This is a genomic window from Bacillus sp. FSL R5-0585, from assembly GCF_038004545.1.
In the GTDB taxonomy this organism is placed as follows: domain Bacteria; phylum Bacillota; class Bacilli; order Bacillales; family Bacillaceae_G; genus Bacillus_A; species Bacillus_A cereus.
On the sequence record NZ_JBBORJ010000001.1, the window covers coordinates 5,018,599 to 5,036,593 of the forward strand.

The window sequence follows — 17,995 nt, forward strand, 5'->3', positions numbered from 1 at the left end:
TACATGCTGTAATAGCCTTCCGCTAGAAATGAAGAAAATACTAAATAGACCTAATAACATAGGATAGCGTTGTAGTTTGAACACAGATAGTAAACATCCTTTCTCCTGCATGAACTACTCATAAAAGCTCGATTGCTGAAACTTTATCACATACATTGTATATTAGTCTTAATTTTCTGTATATAAATTTTGAGAAAAATGGTGATACAATATATGAATGATAAGAGAAGAGAGGATGAAGATTAACATATGTACGTTACTGTAACAGAAGCAGCATATAAAAAGATTATGGATACGATTCCAAGTGAAGCGAAATATATAAAGTTATTTTATGATAATGAAGGTTGCGGTTGTGTTATGAGCGGAATCATCGATTTAGTAGCTGTAGCAGAGAAAGATGAGCGCGATGTGGATATTGAATCAAGCACAATGAATTTTATCGCTGATCGTACAAAGCTTGTATTTATGGACGATAAGTTAACGGTTGATTGGCATGAAGGTGGAGGAACTTTTCAGTTGAAGAGCCCAAGCCAGTTTTATAATCCAAATATGAAATTACACGTTCGAGTATAGTAAAGATGAGTCCAAAATGTATTTTGGACTCACTTTTTTTATTTTATAAGTCGCTATTATTGTCGATAAGTCGATATATTGAAAAAATCGCTGATATAAATGGAGTTGCGCTGATATATTTGGGAAATCGCCGATATAATTTCATTTACCAAAACGTTTCATATAATAAAAAGATTTTTTCACATAATGAAATGTACACGTGATTGAATTTTCTGTATAATCTTCTTTGCGGAGGGGATACGCATGAGAAGATGGGGAATTGAGTTATTAATTTTAAGTGTTGTTATTATTTGGGGGATTAACTATACAATTGCGAAGTATGGACTTTTAGAATTTACAGCAATTGAGTTTACTGCACTTCGTATGATGGCGGCGGCACCGCTTCTGTTACTCCTTACCTTTTTTATTGAAAAGTCGGTTTATATGGAGCAAAAGGATATACCTAGATTAATTATCGTTAGCGTTGTAGGTATTGTACTGTATCAAACGTTATTTATGGAAACTGTCAAATATACATCCGCTACAAATGCTTCTTTACTCATTTCTATTTCACCTATTTTTACAACTGCATTTGCGATTTTTCTGAAACAAGAAAAGTTTTCTTCTCGAAAGTTAATCGGTTCTATGACTGCCTTTGTTGGTGCAGCCTTAGTTTTAGTAGCAGGACATTCACTTACTAGTTCTTTTTATGGCAATGGAATTGGACTTATTACATCAATATGCTGGGGGCTTTATCCTGTTTTAGCAGGACCATTAATTAAAAAATATTCAGCATTACGTGTTACTGCATGGTCTGCATTAGTGGGTGCGATTCCGCTATTATTGTTAAGTGGTCCACATGTATTTGTCATGCCATTTCACATTACTCACGGAATGACACTATTTGCTTTACTATATTCTATTTTCTTTGTAACAGTATTCGGTTTAGTAATGTGGTATGTTGGTGTTCAAAAAATTGGGGCGTCACATACGATGGTATATATGTATATAACGCCGCTTGTAGCTGTTTTATTTGCAGCTGTCTGGGCAAATGAATATGTATCGTTTCAACAGATCATCGGTGGAATTATCATTTTTGTCGGTCTATGGTTTGTGAAATCGGAGAAAGTAAAAGTTCATTCTATTGTAGGGGAACCTATATCAAAATAGGAAAACAGATCACCTATGATCTGCTTTCCTATTTTTTTATTTTTGGTAAGAAGATGAGAAATAAGATAGCAGTAATAAGTGGAATTAAGTTTAAAAATGGAATACGGAAGAGTGTAATAAGAATAATACCTGGAAGAAGAACACCGAGGACAGCGTAAAAAATGCTATGATTTTTCGTGTACCAATACAATGAAAGTCCAATAAGTGCAGGGATAATGAGGTGAATGAGAGCCATTAAAAAATAAATCATTAGACGCCCCCTTTATTTGTGTGCTTATTACATCATATCCGTATGTTCATAGATTGATATCATTTTTTTCATAAATGGACGAAAAAAGTTTGAAAAACCGTCACAAAATATGAGAATATGATGTTTGAAATCTTGTATAATATTATTTTCTAAAAACATTTAAACAATATAAACATACTGTTTATGTTGTTTTTAATTTAAATGAAATGGATTTAAGGAATATGAATTTGAAAGAAATCTTTTGTTGGATAGATAAGAACGAATGAAGAGAGGTACAGCATGATTAGTATGTCACTAAGATCATTTAAAATCCAATCGTATTATATACTAGGTATTTTGTTACTAGGTTGGATGTTAACACCGTTTTCAGCACACTTTTTAGGCGTTGGAATTGGACTTATTGTAAGTATGTATTGCGTTTGGCTTTTAGGGAGAAGAATTGAGAAGCTTGGAGATAGTATTGTAAAGAAGACGAAAGCACCGACACTCGGTATGTTTAACCGTTTTGCAGCTGCCATTTTGGGTGCTATTATTATGTACGAAATTGAGCACCACATGGTTATGTGGGCGTTTGCAGTAGGGATTATGGGTGGTTATTTCTTAATCGTTGTGAATTTAGGTTACTATAGCATGAAAGATGAGAAAGAACTAACAAAGAGCTAAAAAAGATAAAAGAATTCTTTTTAGATGGAATAGATGATCCAGCCACGGATAGAAGCGGTCAGGGCCTTTTTTAGCCCCATACGATGTGAAACCCGAGAGATGTAGTGAGTAGGGATATAATTTATATGTTCGAAGCCATGATTTGTCTCTATTGAAATGGGTTTACTCTGGGATAAGTGATTCAGTGATGGATAGTACAGCAGGAAGCATAACTTTACATAAAATACAGGTTTCTGCTTCCAATAAGTTAACATGAAATTACGTATTAGTATGACTCTTAGCTTCTTTAAAAAAGTTGGATATAAGACAGCAAACTATTCCGGTAATTAGAATAATATATTTTATCGTTTCACTTGTATGCTCAAATAAATTAACGTTAAGCATTACAAGTCCCCAAAAAACTTGAATCGCTCCATAACTGAATAAAATTTTTCCTGTACGAGAAAAATTTTTCATGGGTCTCACCCTTTCCTGTATATGTAAATTGTATCATAAAAAAACTAAAAACGAATAAATATAAAGTGAATTTTCTGTAAAATTATAGATGTTGGCATGTCATTTTATGACTTAAGTCACAGATTAAGAGATTAACGTTTCACTTTATATAAGATATAGAAAGAAGCTTACGTTTTCACGTAAGCTTCTTTTTTATGTAAGTGTGTGTAACCGTTAAGCCGCATTGGGTTTTGTCGGTGAGTACGCGAAACTTTACGGTTACACGACACTTATTCATATGAGTAAAGGGTTATTCCAACAGAAAGTTTTAATTTAAGCGATTGGACCGCCTAAGTTAATAATGTCTTCAGATACGCTGTCGAACTTTTTGAAGTTAGCTTTGAATTCATTTGCAAGTTCGATTGCTTTTGCTTTGTAAGCAGCTTTATCAGCCCAAGTTTGTTCAGGCATTAACACTTCGTCAGGTACACCTGGTACGTGAAGTGGAACTTCAAGACCGAAGATATCATGTTTAGCTGTTTCAGTTTTCGCAAGTTCACCGTTTAATGCTGCTTGAATCATTGCACGAGTGTAACCTAAGTTCATACGTTTACCAACGCCGTATTCGCCACCAGTCCAGCCAGTGTTTACTAAGAATACTTTCGCATCGTGTTTCTCGATTTTTTCACCAAGCATTTCAGCGTAGCGAGATGCATCAAGTGGTAAGAATGGTGAACCGAAGCAAGTTGAGAATGTAGCTTGCGGAGAAGTAACGCCGCGCTCTGTTCCTGCTAGTTTACTAGTGTAACCACTTAAGAAATGATACATAGCTTGCTCTTTTGATAACTTACTGATTGGAGGCAATACGCCAGATGCATCAGCAGTTAAGAAAATAATTGTATTTGGGTGTCCAGCAACACTTGGCAGTACGATATTGTCGATCGCATGCATAGGGTATGCAGCACGAGTATTTTCTGTTAAAGTAGTATCGTTGTAGTCCGCGATACGCGTTTGGTCATTAATGATAACGTTTTCTAAAACAGATCCAAATGTGATTGCATCGAAAATTTGTGGTTCTTTCTCGTGAGAAAGGTTTACACATTTCGCGTAGCAACCGCCTTCAATATTGAATACACCGTTATCAGACCAACCGTGCTCATCATCACCGATTAATTTACGGTTTGGATCAGCAGATAATGTTGTTTTACCTGTTCCAGATAAACCGAAGAATAGTGCTACGTCGCCTTCTTCACCTACGTTTGCAGAGCAATGCATAGAAAGAATATCTTGTTCAGGTAGTAAGAAGTTCATAATAGAGAAGATTGATTTTTTCATTTCTCCAGCGTATTCTGTACCACCAATTAGTACAATACGTTTTTCGAATGAAACCATAATGAATGCTTCAGAGTTTGTACCGTCAACAGCTGGATCAGCTTTGAAGTTCGGTGCAGAAACAATTGTGAACCCTGACTCATGAGTTGTTAATTCTTCTTCAGTTGGACGAATGAATAATTGATGTACAAATAAATTGTGCCATGCATATTCATTAATAACTTGAATTGGTAGGCGGTAATTGCGGTCAGCGCCTGCAAATCCTTTGAAGACGAATAACTCTTCTTTTTCTTTTAAGTATTCTAAAACTTTAGTATATAATTTATTAAAATGTTCTTCAGAAATCGGTTGGTTCACAGCTCCCCAAGCAATTTTGTCAGCAACCGATGCTTCTTTCACAATAAATTTATCTTTAGGAGAACGTCCTGTATATTTTCCAGTTGAAGCAGAAACGGCACCAGTCGAAGTTAATTTCCCTTCATTTCGCATTAATACTTTTTCCACTAATTGCGGAACACTTAGTTGAATCTGTGCATTGCTTCCGTTCAATAATTCGTGTAAACCAATTTGGACATTCACAGTACTCATATTTATATACCATCCTTTTCATTTAATGAAATATTTCTCGTAATCCCCAACAAGAGTATAACACAATTATATAAATAATGTATACTATTTATTTCTTTTTGTTTGTGTGAATGCATTATTTCCCTATTAATATTTCATTTCAGGCGTATTGAGAAAAACTTTCAGGAAAATGTGAATATTAATTGACAAATGAATATCATTTCTTTAGTATAGGTTGGGACGGATACTCTCTTATCCCGAGCTGGCGGAGGGACAGGCCCGATGAAGCCCAGCAACCTCACTTGTATTGATAAATGCAGGTGAATAGGTGCTAAAACCTGTGCGAGGCTACAGGTCTCGAACGATAAGAGCGAAGGGCAAAAAGCAGTATGCAAGTAGCAAATTAAACCTTTCCTCTATGTAAAGTAGGAAAGGTTTTTCTGTATGCTTGTGTGGGAGAATAAATGTATGTCGCAGTTTGTGGCAAATTAAGGATGAGTTCCGTACAATATATACAATTACTGTAGGGAGGTTTACCACATGACAAAAAAACGTCATCTGTTCACATCTGAGTCTGTAACTGAAGGACATCCAGATAAAATTTGTGACCAAATTTCTGATTCAATTTTAGATGCGATCTTATCAAAAGACGCAAATGCACGTGTAGCTTGTGAAACAACTGTAACAACTGGTTTAGTATTGGTAGCGGGGGAAATTACGACTTCTACTTACGTAGATATTCCAAAAATCGTTCGTGAAACAATTCAAGGCATTGGTTACACACGCGCAAAATACGGATTCGATGCAGAAACTTGTGCAGTTTTAACATCTATCGATGAGCAATCTGCTGACATCGCTATGGGTGTTGACCAAGCGCTAGAAGCACGCGAAGGTCAAATGACTGACGCTGAGATTGAGGCAATTGGTGCAGGAGACCAAGGTTTAATGTTTGGTTTCGCATGTAATGAAACACAAGAGTTAATGCCACTTCCAATCTCGCTTGCTCACAAATTAGCTCGCCGTTTAACTGAAGTACGTAAAGATGATACATTATCATACCTACGTCCGGATGGAAAAACGCAAGTTACAGTTGAGTATGATGAAAATGGTAAACCAGTACGTGTTGATACTATCGTAATTTCTACACAACATCACCCAGATGTTACATGGGAAGAAATCGATCGCGACTTAAAAGAGCACGTAATTAAAGCTGTAGTACCAGCAGAATTAATGGATGGAGAAACGAAATTCTTCATTAACCCAACTGGCCGCTTCGTAATTGGTGGACCACAAGGTGATGCTGGTTTAACAGGACGTAAAATCATCGTTGATACTTACGGTGGATACGCTCGCCACGGTGGCGGTGCATTCTCTGGTAAAGATGCAACGAAAGTTGACCGTTCTGCAGCATATGCAGCTCGTTATGTTGCGAAAAACATCGTAGCAGCTGGTCTTGCTGAAAAAGCAGAAGTACAACTTGCATACGCAATCGGTGTAGCACAACCAGTATCAATTTCAGTTGATACATTCGGCACTGGTAAAGTATCTGAAGACGTACTAGTAGAGCTAGTTCGTAACAACTTCGATCTTCGCCCAGCTGGTATTATTAAAATGCTAGACTTACGTCGCCCAATTTACAAACAAACAGCAGCTTACGGCCACTTCGGACGTACTGATGTAGATCTATCATGGGAACGTACAGACAAAGCAGCAGCTTTAAAAGAGCAAGCTGGTCTATAATATATGAAAAAAAGCTTTGCGCGGTGAGCGCAAAGCTTTTTTTATTTCGTTTTACTTATAATTTGAATACATGATTTGCAATATACTTCTCCATCTAGCTCAATATACTTTTTCATATTAGTCATGCCACTTGCTGGAAAAGGCATATGAATCCATGCCTTTTCATACGTTTGTATTTCCTTTTTACATGATTTACAAAGGGTGGGTTTCTTCTGGAACATATGTAATCAACCTTTCATTTGACGTGCTTTACCTGCGCAAAAGGCACTACTTAGTAAAAATAGTGTCGCGAATATAATGCTTACTAATGTAGCGTATGGAATTGCGCCTTTTAAGGAAAAGCCGACAGTGATTGAAGCGATGAATAAGAGGATAAATGTTGTTGTTAATTTTTTATAAAGTTCCATACTATGTAGACCTCCAATTTATTTTTTAGTACAAGTTTTAAAATTGAATTCTATTATGTAGAAAATATAAAGAGTAGCTAAAGATGTGCAGTCTAGGATTATAAGAAAGTGCACTTTCCTTTTTGTGGGTTAGTATACTTATATTGTATCATGGCGCATGATTGGCTTCATACATAATTGTGTAAAGGTATGTATGATAAAATGAAGAAAAGTCTTTAAGAAAGGAAAGATAAAAAATGAGTGTAACTGAACATAAAAAACAAGCTCCAAAAGAAGTGCGTTGCAAGATCGTGACGATTTCCGATACACGTACGGAAGAAACAGATAAGAGCGGACAACTATTACATGAATTGTTAAAAGAAGCGGGACATAAAGTAACTTCTTATGAAATTGTAAAAGATGATAAAGAAAGTATTCAGCAAGCAGTGTTAGCTGGTTATCATAAGGAAGATGTAGATGTTGTATTAACAAATGGCGGTACTGGTATTACGAAACGCGATGTCACAATTGAAGCAGTATCAGCGTTATTAGATAAAGAAATTGTTGGATTTGGTGAGCTGTTCCGTATGATTAGTTATTTAGAAGATATCGGAAGCAGCGCAATGTTAAGTAGAGCGATTGGTGGTACAATTGGGCGCAAAGTAGTCTTCTCGATGCCAGGGTCTAGCGGAGCGGTTCGCCTTGCGATGAATAAATTAATTTTACCGGAATTAGGTCATATTACATTTGAGCTGCATCGCCAATGAGTAAGTATGCTGGAATTGTATTAGCAGGTGGTATGTCGAGTAGATTCGGTGAGCCGAAAGCGTTAGCAATTTGGAAGGGAACTACTTTTGTTGAGCATATTGTGAAAGTGATGGGAAATACCTTGCAAGACATTGTAGTAATTAGCCATACTGATATAAAAGAGCGAGTAGAGCAATTCGTACAAGTACCTGTTATAGAAGACATTCCGCACTATAAAGGAAATGGACCGCTTGCCGGCATTGTATCAGGTATGGAATACATAGAAGCAGATTGGTATGCTATTATGCCTTGCGATGCGCCAAATGTTTCACATGAATGGTTTACCATTTTACTGGAGCAAACGAACAATGAATATGATGCGGTTGTACCTATTATTAATGGAAGAAAACAACCGCTACTTGCGGCGTATCATAACCGCGTGAAAGAAAAGATTTATGCTTTACTTCAGGAAGAAAAAAGAAGTATGGGGCAGCTTTTATCACAATGTAATGTGAAGTATGTTTCTGGAGAAGATGTACAAGCGAATGCGGATTGGTTTATAAATGTAAATACGAAAGAAGAATATGGGCAGGCTCAAAAAGACCTTTCAAATGAATGAAAGGTTTTTTTGATATACAGAATTGGGGAACAATTGCTGTATAAAGGTATGTGAGTAAGTTGATTTTAAGGGGAATTCTTAAAATCATTATACAGTTAAAATACTGTATAACCATATATTAATTTTTATGGGTTTTTATTACAAGTCTGTTTAGTTATGTTTATTTTTGATATAATTAATATAGAAATAAAACAATGCTTAACCTTATGTATCATTTATTAAACTAAAATTTATGACCATGTAATAAACTCCCTTCGTTTTTTTGAAGGGAGTTTTTCTATTTAAGCAAGCAACTCTGATGCGTTATGCTGAAGGACTTCTTCATATTGGTTAAGCAAGCCACGAAAGATCTCATCCCAGCTCTTTGATTTCGCAAAAGATGAAGCTGCTATTCCCATCTGCTCAAGTTTTTCTTCATTTTGTAATAAAAAATAAATGGATGATAGAAATGCATCTTCATTTTTAGGCGGACAAAGAACTCCCGTTTTTCCATCTGTAATAATATTTTTAACCCCTCCACTATTTGCACCAATAACAGGTGTACCGCATGCGAGTGATTCAAGTACGACATTTCCGAATGTTTCAGTAGCTGATGGAAATACCATTATGTTAGAACAAGCATATGCTTCAGCTAAATCTGCACTTTGTAAATAGCCAGTAAAAGTGATATTTGTTTTCGGAACAGCTTCACGTAAACTTGTTGCTAGAGGACCGTCTCCTGCTATAAGCCAATGAATGTCGCTTCGAGTATGTGCTGATTTAACGATAAGATTTTGCAACGTATCAATATCTTTCTCAGGAGCAATCCGTCCAACATAGGAAAGGACGTACTTCGCTGTAATATTATATTTTTTTCGGAATAGGTCTGTATTGTAAGATGGATGAAAGAGATTGCAATCTACACCACGTCCCCAAATAGAGAGGGCCTGAAAGCCTTTATGTTTTAATTGATGTAATGTTTCAGGAGAGGGTACAAAATTTTTTTGCATATGACTATGAAACCATTTTAAATAGTTCCACAGCATATTGGAGAGGAATTCGATTTTGTAATAACGTAAATAGGCATCGAAATCAGTATGATAAGAACCGACAACTGGGATGTTTAACTTTTTTGCATAATACAATCCACAAAGTCCCATGTTGAAAGGTGTGGCAATGTGAATAATGTCAGGTTTAAAGGAAAGTAGTTCCCGTTTAATGCGCGGAGTAGGAAAAGAAAAACGACATTCTGGATATAATATTGTTAACGGGATACTTCTCATCTTATTCACATTCGCTACAAAATTATCTTCAGCTGTATGCTGAGGGGCGAAAACAGAATAGGCGATCTGTTCTTTCTGAAAATATCGTGTTAATCGCTCTAACGTTTTCGCAACCCCGTTAACTTGTGGCGTAAAAGTATCGGTAAAAATGGCGACTCTCATCATATCACTCCTTTATGTGAAAAGTGGGATGAATTGATAAAAAGAGATGATGCCAGAGCAAGTGCCAAGGCACATACCGACGAATACATCTGACGGATAGTGAAGTCCTAAATAAATACGTGAAATACCAACGCATAATGCTAACGGTAATAGGAAAGCAAGTAAGCTTGGATTATAGCAAATAAATGGAATGAAGACAGAGAAAACGGCTGTTGTATGACCAGACGGGAAAGAGTGGTCTTTTAATGGATGGACTGGATATTTTGCATCCTGAATTGTTAAATAAGGACGTTTTCGTGGATACCATCTTTTTAATATTTGTACAGGAATATGGCTAATTGCTAAAGAAATAGCAGTTGCAATTGCAGCTTGATGCAAAGTTCCCTTTGCGAAAATCAAAAAGAAAAGTGTGAGTGCGATGGAGAAAGTCGCGCCACCGATATGAGTAATATTGCTGAAAAAGATATTTAATGTTTTTTGATCAAAGTAGCGATTAATTCCTTTGAAAATGTAACATTCTATTTTATATAATCCACTGACCTTCATGAAAATTCTCCTCCCTCGTTTACATATATATGGAGATATTAGCTTTTATTTTAATAAGATTTTGTTGAGGGAGTAATAATGTTTTGTAAAGAAAAAGTTAGATTTTATATAAAAAAAGCTGCCAATCGTATGGCAGCGGAAATTTACTTCTGTAATGATTTATAATATTGACCTTTTTCAACGTATTGCGTGCGAATACGCTCCATATCTTTACGGTCTTCTGCTGTTAATTCACGAATGACTTTCGCGGGACGACCGAAAGCTAACGTGTTTGGTGGGATTTTCTTTCCTTGTGAAACGAGGCTTCCAGCGCCGATAAAAGCTCCTTCGCCAATTTCAGCACCATCTAATATAATGGATCCCATTCCAATTAAAGCATCTTTTTTAATATGACAACTATGTAAAATAACTTGATGCCCAACTGTAACATCATCTTCTAAAATAAGAGGATACTGAGGGCTTTGGTGGAGGGTACATTGGTCTTGTACATTTACTCGGTCTCCAATGATTGTTGGTGACACATCACCACGGATGACCGTATTAAACCAAATACTTGATTCCTCTCCAACGGAAACATCGCCTGTAATCGTAACATAGTCAGCGATAAAAGCACTACTCGCAATTTTCGGATTTTTTTCTTTGTAAGGATATATCATGTAAAGTCTTCCTTTCCTAGAGACTAGTTTTAGTGTATCAAATTATGAGAAAGAGTGAAATGGAGGAGGTCCGTATGTGGAATTATGAAGCAGAGGAAGCGAAAGCTGTCATTGTTATTGTGCACGGCGCAATGGAATATCACGGACGTTACGAAGCCGTTGCGGAAATGTGGAATCACATCGGCTACCACGTCGTGATGGGGGATCTTCCATCACATGGAACAACTTCAAGAAATAGAGGACATATTGATTCATTTGATGAATACATAGAGGAAGTTAAATTATGGGTGAAAGAAGCAAGAAAGTATAGGTTACCTATTTTTCTATTCGGTCATAGTATGGGTGGTCTTATCGTCATTCGTATGATGCAAGAAACGAAGAGAGAAGATGTAGAGGGTATTATTTTGAGTTCGCCTTGTTTAGGGGTAGTGACTGGACCCTCTGCTCCGCTTCAATTTGCTTCAAAAATATTAAATGTTGTGGCTCCAAAATTGCAATTTGCAACGAATCTTACGGTGGAAATGTCAACAAGGAATCATGAAGTGAGAGATGCAATGGAGAATGATTCATTGTTCTTGCGCAAAGTATCAGTACGTTGGTATAGTGAATTGATTAAGTCTATCGAAATTGCTCATAAAAAAATAGACGATTTTCCAGACGTTCCGCTCTTGCTAATGCAAGCATGTGAGGATAAACTTGTAGATAAAACACGTGTCCGCATGTGGTTTGATAATGTTAAAATAGGTGATAAGGCATATAAAGAGTGGCCGAATTGTTATCACGAGTTATTAAATGAGTATGAGCGTGATGAAATTTTGAATTATATTCAGTCATTTACTGAAATACATGTCAATAATATAGTAAAAACAAACAAATAAATCATTATTTGTACATTTAATAGAGGAGATGAAGGAAGAAGTGAACGTACCGAGTAATCCCATAACGCTCATGGCGAAAGTATACCGTGATGTGTTTCCGGTTGTACACCATGAGCTAGCGATGTGGAAAGAGCGTGCCTACCATATTCCGAATGATGAGCTTCATAGTCAGGCAATCGCAAGTATTGAGCATAAAACGTTTCATTGTGAGGGTGGTGGCATTTTATCGCTGCTAGCAAATGAACACCGAGAGGAATGTATTCGTTTTATCGTAGCGTATCAAACGATCAGCGACTATTTAGATAATTTATGTGATCGCAGTACATCACTTGATCCAAATGATTTTGCCGCACTGCATGAATCGATGTTAATGGCATTATCACCTGAAGTAGAAGGTGGCGGTAATTATTATCGTTATCGTGATGATCAAGATGATGGTGGTTATTTAGATGAACTTGTTGAAACATGCCAAGATGTTTTAAAGAAAACGAAGCACTATGACAAAATTGCTCCTGTTCTTCATGAACTTGCTTGTTATTATTGTGATTTACAAATTCATAAACATGTAAAATTAGAAGAAAGAGAACCACGATTACAAAAGTGGTTTGAAGCGCATAAAGAAAACTTACCAGAGATGAGTTGGTTTGAATTTTCAGCATGTGCCGGTTCTACACTTGGAATCTTCTGTCTTGTCGCATATGCCTTTCATGATGAGTTACATGATGAAGATATTGCGAAAATTAGACAAGGGTACTTCCCTTACGTACAAGGACTTCATATCTTACTTGATTATTTCATTGATCAAGAAGAAGACCGTATAGGCGGAGATTTGAATTTCTGTAGTTATTACGAAAACGAGCAAGCGATATTAGATCGGATGAAACACTTTGTAGAAGAAGCGGAGAAGAGCATTGGTGATTTGCCTCATGCGAAGTTTCATCGTCTCATAAGCCGAGGGTTACTTGGTATTTATTTATCAGATCAAAAAGTATCAGCACAAAAGAATATGCACAAAATGGCACGGCGCATTGTAAAGTACGGAGGCCTCACTTCACGATTCTTCTATTGGAACGGGAAGATGTACCGAAAAAAAACAGCGCAGTGATGAATAAAACCACTCATGTAGAGTGGTTTTATTTGTTATAATATGGTAAAGGTGGTGATTGAAATGAAGCGATTGTTTCAAAAGCTATATGGCAATATTGAAGTAACATTACTTCTGCTACTTTCCATTTCATTTGTAACAGGAACGTATATGATGATGAATAAAGCGGGTGGTCCTACAACGATGGATTATGTAGCCCAAGTTATCATTGCATTGATTATTATAGTAGATATTTTCTTTTTAATAAGTTGTAGAAAAAAAGAAAATAGTAAATAAAAAAGCATTTGTACATGAGAGTACAAATGCTTTTTTATTATGATCGTATTTTTGAAAATACATATATAAGAAGTTCAATCGCAAAAATCACTAAAACAGATAGCCCGAATAAAGGCATGACAGCGCCTAGTATAACCATCATGATAAAGAAAACGATTATGCTTTTCTTATCTCTTTGCTTTGGTGGTGCTGCTAATTTTCCTTTCGGCTTCCTTGCTAACCACATTTTTATTCCGTAATAAATGAGAAGTAGTAGAGATAATGTCGTTAGTAAGCATAATATTTTATTTGGCCATCCGAATAAATGTCCTTCATGAAGTGGGATACCGTAAGTGAACCATTGTGCAAGTAATCCATAATCACGATAGTCCGTTTTGGAAATGAGTTCCCCGCTATATTGGTCAAAGTAAGCTGTTATCTCTTCATTTGGTGCAACATGCATACCTGTAATACCAGAACCGCTCGATTTCGAAACAGTGAATACACCTTTTGGATCAGCTGGTAGTGAAATAACATATGGCTTCTTTATTTCAATTCCTTTTTGTAATTCATGGACAGAAATTGCTTTCGGTTCATTTGAATTCGATTCAGGAGGAGCTTCTTTTCTTGTTGCCCACGGCAATTCTTTTACTTTTGATTCAGGCGGTGCCATGTACAATTTTGGATATCCGAGTGATTCATTTGACGATGCAATTTTATAAATTTGGTTCCCCATAAATCCTGACCATGGCAATCCAGATGCGACTAGCAGAACGAGTGGAATTGTAAATATAATACCGATAATAGAATGACGTCGTTTTGCTTTTTCTCGCTTATTGGATGCTGGTGTGTTTTTGAATTGGCGTATACTCATGTACAATCCGGTTATGATTAAAAAGATTGTCCAGCATGCCGCAAGCTCCACAGTATAGTTAACGATAGTGCCGCCAACTAAAAGAGAACTATGTAATTCCCTCATGATATTGGCAAACGTTTCACTTGCATTTTGATCTCCAACAATTTGATTATTACTATCTAAATACACATATTTTTGTTGTCCAGTATACTCATTTGCAATCGTAAGTCTCGTATTATAATCCCCATTAAACTCACTAATTTTCGCCACGCTATAATGTGGATATTTTTTCTCTGTTAAGGAAATAGAATCAGACATCGAAATAGATTCTGTTTGAGCACTCTTCCCAAAATATAAATCTTTATAGATGAAATCTTCAACTTCCTCCCGAAATAAATACCCAATTCCGCTCAGTGACAACGTAATAAGAAGTGGCGTAATAAAAAGTCCAGCATAAAAATGCCAACGCCAAAAAATGTAATGAAGCGAACGATTTTGTTTCATACTTTCAGTTCCCCTAACCTTCCCTATATGAATAACTACTTATTTAATATAGCGAGATTAAGTGTGATTACTTTGAAAGAATTGTGAAGAAAGTTAAAAGTTTTGGGGATTTTTATTAAACATAAAACACATTTTAGAAGGAGTGTTTTCTATGTTTATGAAGATCTCTTTATATTTGATAAGTACATCCTAACAACCGCTTTCGCAAGACATTGAGCAGAATCAACAAAATCCTCACTCGCCACCACATTCAAATCGGTACATGCGATAATTGCAGTATCTACTTCATCCTTTAACTGCACAACGAGCGCGCTCCATAATTTGCGAGCTTTTTCAACTTCTCCGCTTTTAATATACGTAATAATTTGATTAATCATCGTTTGCCATTTTTCATAATGAATGTATTCTATATTCCGTTTTGCAATCCCGTCTTGATAAATACCAGCTTGAACTGTCGCTTCTGTTGCGAGAAGAGCGACTCTTTTTGTATTTTTAGGAATTGCTTGTAACGTCTCATTGACTATATTTAAAATCGGAATGGACAGAGAATGCTGTAATTCCTCGAAATAAAGATGCGCCGTATTGCACGGCATAGCGATAAAGCTTGCACCAGTACTTTCAAGTTTTTGTGCTCCTTCAATAATTGCTTTTTTCATCGCTTCGTGATCAATAGGGCGATCCATGTAAAACGGTGTTGGGCACGAATAGATCATCATATGAGGAAAGTCCATATCATACTTTGCTCCGTATATTGTTTGGCACCCTGCTACAACTGTATCGACGAATGGTCCAGTTGATTTTGGCCCCATTCCTGCTAGTATTCCGATCATTGTTTCGTCTCCTTTAAGAATGTTTACATCCATTATATAGGAGAATAACAAAAAGACGTGCAATGAGTGCACGTCTTTTTTTGTTATGTTTTGTCGAACAATCGATATATCCGAGAAATCGTTGATATATAGTAAGTTATGATAGATATATCGAAAAAATCGTTGATATATCCCGAGTTACGATAGATATAATTGAAAAATCGTTGATATATTACCCCACATTAACGGGCAGTAAAACTTCCACCTTAAAATTCGGCTGGAGCAAAGAAGTTAGTTGGGAGATAAACTGCCCATAAATGCCCGATTGGTTCAACTAATAATCAGTGGGGATTCCCCCCACTGATTAAAGTTTCACTTTATCGTTTCTCAATCGCCACAATAAATGGCGGATTATTTTGCTGGTTAATAAAGCCATATCGCAGTACGTGAGCTTGTTTTTGGTCTAGTTCTTCGGCAAATTTGAGAACAGCGTCGCGTTCTACTTGTCCTTCTGGATGTCCGTGGTAAATGACAAGGACGATGATACCTTCAGGCGCCATTACTTCTAATAATTGCTCGATCGCCGAGATTGTTGAGTTCGGTTTTGTGACGATATGTTTGTCTCCGCCAGGAAGGTAACCTAAGTTGAAAATTGCACCTGTTACTTTTCCTTTTGCATCTTCTGGTAATATGGATAGAAGTGTATCGTGACTATCGTGAACTAAAACAGTACGTTCGAAAAGTTTTTTTTCTTTTAGACGAGTTGTTGAGCTTTCAATCGCCTCTTTTTGAATATCAAATCCAAATACTTTTCCGTTATCTCCAACAATTTCAGCTAGGAAGCAAGTGTCATGGCCGTTTCCTAAAGTTGCATCTACAGCGTAATCGCCTTCTTTTACTGCCGTTTGCAGCAGCGTGCGAGCAAACGGTAATACACGTTCTAATTTCATTGTTGTTTCTCCTCATTTGCATATTTTCCTTGCCAGCTTCCGCGGCGTACAAATTCTGCATCGATGGAATTTAAAACTTCCCATTTATTTAAGCTCCACATTGGGCCAATCATTAAATCAGGCGGACCGTCACCTGTGATGCGGTGCACAATTACGTCTTCTGGAATAATTTCAAGTTGGTCAACAACGAGGCTTACATAATCCTCAAGAGAAAGGAATTCGAGTTGTCCTTTTTCATATTGCTTCACCATTGGCGTTCCTTTTAATAAATGAAGTAAGTGGATTTTAATTCCTTGTACGTCAAGTTTCGCTACTTCACGAGCTGTTTCCATCATCATGTCGTAATCTTCAAGAGGAAGACCGTTAATAATATGAGAGCAAACCCGAATGCCATGCTTACGTAATTTATTTACACCTTCAACGTAAGAAGGATAATCATGAGCGCGATTAATAAGGTTTGCAGTACGTTCATGAACGGTCTGTAGTCCGAGTTCAACCCAAAGGTACGTGCGTTTATTTAAGTCCGCTAAATATTCAACAACATCGTCCGGTAAACAATCTGGACGAGTTGCGATAGAAAGACCGACAACGTCTTTTTCTGCTAGAAGCGGTTCGAATTTTTCTTTTAACACTTCAAGTGGTGCATGTGTATTTGTGTACGCTTGGAAATAAGCGATACATTTTCCGTCTTTCCACTTTGAGCGCATTTTTTCTTTCATTTCATGATATTGCGTTATAACATCATCGCGGCGATCGCCAGCGAAGTCACCAGATCCAGCAGCACTGCAAAATGTACAACCGCCATAAGCAACTGTACCGTCACGGTTCGGACAATCGAAGCCAGCATCTAATGAAACTTTAAAGATTTTTTCACCAAATTCATTTCGTAAATGGTAATTCCATGTATGATAACGTTTATTGTCGTTTGTATATGGAAAAGGGTTTTGAACCTTCATTACTTTCCCTCCTAAGCCGAGTCAAAATAACACAAAATCCATTATAACATACTCATAAGGTTCATAAGGAAGGGACACACTAAAGGGGAATTGAAGCAAGGAGGGACAATTATGGCAGAGCGTCAATCACTTGAATCGTATATTACACAAGCGGAACAAGCGGTGGAATATGCGAAAGAACAATTAGAACAAGGCATGAGACAAGAGCATTATAATACGATGGAGTATTCGGATGCGCAGTTGCAATTAGAACAAGCATATAACGATTTACAAACGATGCAACAACATGCGAATGATGAGCAACGTGAGCAATTAAATAGAGCGCGTATGGCAATTCGCCAATTGCAACATCAAATGATTATTACACCGCACTAATAAGGAGTGAATGTAATGGCGAAACGTTCAGATCAAAATAACCCAGAACAAAAAACACAAAATGGACATAACGCTGAATTTTCGAATGAACTTGATCCGATTGTTCAAGTGAAACAGCGTAACAGTAAAAAAGGACAACCTCAAAAATCAAAGCAATCAGAGTAAACCAGGTCGCAATATGACCTGGTTTTGTTTTGCTATATGACAATAGTGTAAGATT

The 17,995-nt window shown here is 36.7% G+C and carries 23 protein-coding genes and 1 riboswitch; of the genes, 11 read left to right on the top strand and 12 right to left on the bottom strand.

The window, feature by feature from the left end:
- The first annotated feature begins 249 nt into the window (after nucleotides 1-249).
- Together MKY38_RS25890 and MKY38_RS25895 are read left to right on the top strand one after the other, a co-directional pair.
- Nucleotides 250-573, top strand: coding sequence for an iron-sulfur cluster biosynthesis family protein (locus MKY38_RS25890; RefSeq protein WP_000289570.1), 324 nt, complete (start codon nucleotides 250-252; stop codon nucleotides 571-573).
- A gap of 243 nt (nucleotides 574-816) precedes the next feature.
- On the top strand, nucleotides 817-1,722 hold the full coding sequence (locus MKY38_RS25895; RefSeq protein WP_070180593.1) for a DMT family transporter: 906 nt from the start codon (nucleotides 817-819) through the stop codon (nucleotides 1,720-1,722).
- A gap of 28 nt (nucleotides 1,723-1,750) precedes the next feature.
- Here MKY38_RS25895 and MKY38_RS25900 read toward each other — a convergent pair whose 3' ends face one another.
- The gene (locus MKY38_RS25900) at nucleotides 1,751-1,972 is read right to left on the bottom strand and encodes a hypothetical protein (protein WP_000639042.1); all 222 of its coding nucleotides are present in this window, start codon (nucleotides 1,970-1,972) and stop codon (nucleotides 1,751-1,753) included.
- Between the two features lie 279 nt (nucleotides 1,973-2,251).
- On the opposite strand from MKY38_RS25900, the gene MKY38_RS25905 reads away from it, so the two are divergent.
- The gene (locus MKY38_RS25905; RefSeq protein ID WP_137072139.1) at nucleotides 2,252-2,635 is read left to right on the top strand and encodes an ATP synthase subunit I; all 384 of its coding nucleotides are present in this window, start codon (nucleotides 2,252-2,254) and stop codon (nucleotides 2,633-2,635) included.
- A gap of 258 nt (nucleotides 2,636-2,893) precedes the next feature.
- Here the strand turns inward: MKY38_RS25905 and MKY38_RS25910 are convergent, their stop codons facing one another.
- A complete protein-coding gene (locus tag MKY38_RS25910) occupies nucleotides 2,894-3,091 on the bottom strand; it encodes a hypothetical protein (protein WP_000788123.1) in 198 nt (65 codons plus the stop codon).
- 312 nt (nucleotides 3,092-3,403) lie between these two features.
- Entirely contained in the window at nucleotides 3,404-4,990 is a 1,587-nt protein-coding gene (gene pckA, locus MKY38_RS25915) for a phosphoenolpyruvate carboxykinase (ATP) (protein WP_000108815.1), read from the bottom strand.
- Nucleotides 4,991-5,218: 228 nt separating this feature from the next.
- A riboswitch (SAM riboswitch) is annotated at nucleotides 5,219-5,340 on the top strand.
- 169 nt (nucleotides 5,341-5,509) lie between these two features.
- Here pckA and metK point away from each other — a divergent pair.
- Nucleotides 5,510-6,709, top strand: a complete 1,200-nt coding sequence (gene metK, locus MKY38_RS25920; protein ID WP_000163123.1) for a methionine adenosyltransferase — start codon at nucleotides 5,510-5,512, stop codon at nucleotides 6,707-6,709.
- Between the two features lie 41 nt (nucleotides 6,710-6,750).
- Here metK and MKY38_RS25925 read toward each other — a convergent pair whose 3' ends face one another.
- Nucleotides 6,751-6,930, bottom strand: coding sequence for a hypothetical protein (locus MKY38_RS25925; RefSeq protein ID WP_000486786.1), 180 nt, complete (start codon nucleotides 6,928-6,930; stop codon nucleotides 6,751-6,753).
- Nucleotides 6,931-6,936: 6 nt separating this feature from the next.
- Complete coding sequence (locus tag MKY38_RS25930; RefSeq protein ID WP_000424797.1) at nucleotides 6,937-7,116, bottom strand: hypothetical protein; 180 nt, start codon at nucleotides 7,114-7,116, stop codon at nucleotides 6,937-6,939.
- Nucleotides 7,117-7,352: 236 nt separating this feature from the next.
- On the opposite strand from MKY38_RS25930, the gene MKY38_RS25935 reads away from it, so the two are divergent.
- Together MKY38_RS25935 and MKY38_RS25940 are read left to right on the top strand one after the other, a co-directional pair.
- Complete coding sequence (locus MKY38_RS25935; RefSeq protein ID WP_000117124.1) at nucleotides 7,353-7,862, top strand: MogA/MoaB family molybdenum cofactor biosynthesis protein; 510 nt, start codon at nucleotides 7,353-7,355, stop codon at nucleotides 7,860-7,862.
- Entirely contained in the window at nucleotides 7,859-8,461 is a 603-nt protein-coding gene (locus tag MKY38_RS25940; RefSeq protein WP_000049595.1) for a molybdenum cofactor guanylyltransferase, read from the top strand. Before MKY38_RS25935 ends, MKY38_RS25940 begins: the two co-directional genes overlap by 4 nt.
- 281 nt (nucleotides 8,462-8,742) lie before the next feature.
- Here MKY38_RS25940 and MKY38_RS25945 read toward each other — a convergent pair whose 3' ends face one another.
- The 3 genes from MKY38_RS25945 to MKY38_RS25955 form a co-directional block, all read right to left on the bottom strand.
- Nucleotides 8,743-9,885, bottom strand: a complete 1,143-nt coding sequence (locus MKY38_RS25945) for a glycosyltransferase family 4 protein (protein WP_001261646.1) — start codon at nucleotides 9,883-9,885, stop codon at nucleotides 8,743-8,745.
- 12 nt (nucleotides 9,886-9,897) lie between these two features.
- Complete coding sequence (locus MKY38_RS25950) at nucleotides 9,898-10,431, bottom strand: phosphatase PAP2 family protein (RefSeq protein ID WP_000868582.1); 534 nt, start codon at nucleotides 10,429-10,431, stop codon at nucleotides 9,898-9,900.
- Nucleotides 10,432-10,574: 143 nt separating this feature from the next.
- Nucleotides 10,575-11,087 (bottom strand): gamma carbonic anhydrase, encoded by a 513-nt coding sequence (locus MKY38_RS25955; RefSeq protein ID WP_065222691.1) that lies wholly within the window; start codon nucleotides 11,085-11,087, stop codon nucleotides 10,575-10,577.
- Nucleotides 11,088-11,161: 74 nt separating this feature from the next.
- Between MKY38_RS25955 and MKY38_RS25960 the strand changes: the two genes are divergently transcribed.
- The 3 genes from MKY38_RS25960 to MKY38_RS25970 are packed head-to-tail and all read left to right on the top strand — an operon-like array spanning nucleotide 11,162 to nucleotide 13,346.
- Nucleotides 11,162-11,965, top strand: coding sequence for an alpha/beta hydrolase (locus MKY38_RS25960; protein WP_025118653.1), 804 nt, complete (start codon nucleotides 11,162-11,164; stop codon nucleotides 11,963-11,965).
- A 40-nt stretch (nucleotides 11,966-12,005) separates the two neighbouring features.
- Entirely contained in the window at nucleotides 12,006-13,070 is a 1,065-nt protein-coding gene (locus MKY38_RS25965; RefSeq protein WP_065222692.1) for a tetraprenyl-beta-curcumene synthase family protein, read from the top strand.
- Nucleotides 13,071-13,112: 42 nt separating this feature from the next.
- The gene (locus tag MKY38_RS25970) at nucleotides 13,113-13,346 is read left to right on the top strand and encodes a hypothetical protein (protein ID WP_114555919.1); all 234 of its coding nucleotides are present in this window, start codon (nucleotides 13,113-13,115) and stop codon (nucleotides 13,344-13,346) included.
- 37 nt (nucleotides 13,347-13,383) lie between these two features.
- On the opposite strand, the gene MKY38_RS25975 is transcribed toward MKY38_RS25970, so the two are convergent.
- The 4 genes from MKY38_RS25975 to MKY38_RS25990 form a co-directional block, all read right to left on the bottom strand.
- The gene (locus tag MKY38_RS25975) at nucleotides 13,384-14,685 is read right to left on the bottom strand and encodes a PepSY-associated TM helix domain-containing protein (RefSeq protein ID WP_065222693.1); all 1,302 of its coding nucleotides are present in this window, start codon (nucleotides 14,683-14,685) and stop codon (nucleotides 13,384-13,386) included.
- Nucleotides 14,686-14,840: 155 nt separating this feature from the next.
- On the bottom strand, nucleotides 14,841-15,515 hold the full coding sequence (locus MKY38_RS25980; protein WP_114555918.1) for an aspartate/glutamate racemase family protein: 675 nt from the start codon (nucleotides 15,513-15,515) through the stop codon (nucleotides 14,841-14,843).
- Nucleotides 15,516-15,871: 356 nt separating this feature from the next.
- Nucleotides 15,872-16,444, bottom strand: coding sequence for a class I SAM-dependent methyltransferase (locus MKY38_RS25985; protein WP_000764496.1), 573 nt, complete (start codon nucleotides 16,442-16,444; stop codon nucleotides 15,872-15,874).
- Nucleotides 16,441-17,400, bottom strand: coding sequence for a TIGR01212 family radical SAM protein (locus MKY38_RS25990; RefSeq protein WP_000868034.1), 960 nt, complete (start codon nucleotides 17,398-17,400; stop codon nucleotides 16,441-16,443). Before MKY38_RS25990 ends, MKY38_RS25985 begins: the two co-directional genes overlap by 4 nt.
- A 111-nt stretch (nucleotides 17,401-17,511) precedes the next feature.
- On the opposite strand from MKY38_RS25990, the gene MKY38_RS25995 reads away from it, so the two are divergent.
- Both MKY38_RS25995 and MKY38_RS26000 read left to right on the top strand, forming a co-directional pair.
- Nucleotides 17,512-17,775: a YtzC family protein gene (locus MKY38_RS25995; protein ID WP_000840871.1), complete on the top strand. Its 264-nt coding sequence runs from the start codon at nucleotides 17,512-17,514 to the stop codon at nucleotides 17,773-17,775.
- A gap of 15 nt (nucleotides 17,776-17,790) precedes the next feature.
- The gene (locus tag MKY38_RS26000) at nucleotides 17,791-17,940 is read left to right on the top strand and encodes a hypothetical protein (protein WP_001129340.1); all 150 of its coding nucleotides are present in this window, start codon (nucleotides 17,791-17,793) and stop codon (nucleotides 17,938-17,940) included.
- The last annotated feature ends 55 nt before the right edge of the window (nucleotides 17,941-17,995 follow it).

Excerpts from the sequence above, each read along its gene's own strand:
- MKY38_RS25940 (WP_000049595.1), top strand. The coding sequence starts at position 7,859 with ATGAGTAAGTATGCTGGAATTGTATTAGCAGGTGGTATGTCGAGTAGA.
- MKY38_RS25950 (WP_000868582.1), bottom strand. The coding sequence starts at position 10,431 with ATGAAGGTCAGTGGATTATATAAAATAGAATGTTACATTTTCAAAGGA.
- MKY38_RS25910 (WP_000788123.1), bottom strand. The coding sequence starts at position 3,091 with ATGAAAAATTTTTCTCGTACAGGAAAAATTTTATTCAGTTATGGAGCG.
- MKY38_RS25995 (WP_000840871.1), top strand. The coding sequence starts at position 17,512 with ATGGCAGAGCGTCAATCACTTGAATCGTATATTACACAAGCGGAACAA.
- MKY38_RS25990 (WP_000868034.1), bottom strand. The coding sequence starts at position 17,400 with ATGAAGGTTCAAAACCCTTTTCCATATACAAACGACAATAAACGTTAT.
- MKY38_RS25960 (WP_025118653.1), top strand. The coding sequence starts at position 11,162 with ATGTGGAATTATGAAGCAGAGGAAGCGAAAGCTGTCATTGTTATTGTG.
- MKY38_RS25895 (WP_070180593.1), top strand. The coding sequence starts at position 817 with ATGAGAAGATGGGGAATTGAGTTATTAATTTTAAGTGTTGTTATTATT.
- MKY38_RS25900 (WP_000639042.1), bottom strand. The coding sequence starts at position 1,972 with ATGATTTATTTTTTAATGGCTCTCATTCACCTCATTATCCCTGCACTT.
- MKY38_RS25955 (WP_065222691.1), bottom strand. The coding sequence starts at position 11,087 with ATGATATATCCTTACAAAGAAAAAAATCCGAAAATTGCGAGTAGTGCT.
- MKY38_RS25980 (WP_114555918.1), bottom strand. The coding sequence starts at position 15,515 with ATGATCGGAATACTAGCAGGAATGGGGCCAAAATCAACTGGACCATTC.
- MKY38_RS25890 (WP_000289570.1), top strand. The coding sequence starts at position 250 with ATGTACGTTACTGTAACAGAAGCAGCATATAAAAAGATTATGGATACG.
- MKY38_RS25975 (WP_065222693.1), bottom strand. The coding sequence starts at position 14,685 with ATGAAACAAAATCGTTCGCTTCATTACATTTTTTGGCGTTGGCATTTT.
- MKY38_RS25985 (WP_000764496.1), bottom strand. The coding sequence starts at position 16,444 with ATGAAATTAGAACGTGTATTACCGTTTGCTCGCACGCTGCTGCAAACG.
- MKY38_RS25970 (WP_114555919.1), top strand. The coding sequence starts at position 13,113 with ATGGTAAAGGTGGTGATTGAAATGAAGCGATTGTTTCAAAAGCTATAT.
- MKY38_RS25945 (WP_001261646.1), bottom strand. The coding sequence starts at position 9,885 with ATGAGAGTCGCCATTTTTACCGATACTTTTACGCCACAAGTTAACGGG.
- MKY38_RS25930 (WP_000424797.1), bottom strand. The coding sequence starts at position 7,116 with ATGGAACTTTATAAAAAATTAACAACAACATTTATCCTCTTATTCATC.
- MKY38_RS25925 (WP_000486786.1), bottom strand. The coding sequence starts at position 6,930 with ATGTTCCAGAAGAAACCCACCCTTTGTAAATCATGTAAAAAGGAAATA.
- pckA (WP_000108815.1), bottom strand. The coding sequence starts at position 4,990 with ATGAGTACTGTGAATGTCCAAATTGGTTTACACGAATTATTGAACGGA.
- MKY38_RS25905 (WP_137072139.1), top strand. The coding sequence starts at position 2,252 with ATGATTAGTATGTCACTAAGATCATTTAAAATCCAATCGTATTATATA.
- MKY38_RS26000 (WP_001129340.1), top strand. The coding sequence starts at position 17,791 with ATGGCGAAACGTTCAGATCAAAATAACCCAGAACAAAAAACACAAAAT.
- metK (WP_000163123.1), top strand. The coding sequence starts at position 5,510 with ATGACAAAAAAACGTCATCTGTTCACATCTGAGTCTGTAACTGAAGGA.
- MKY38_RS25935 (WP_000117124.1), top strand. The coding sequence starts at position 7,353 with ATGAGTGTAACTGAACATAAAAAACAAGCTCCAAAAGAAGTGCGTTGC.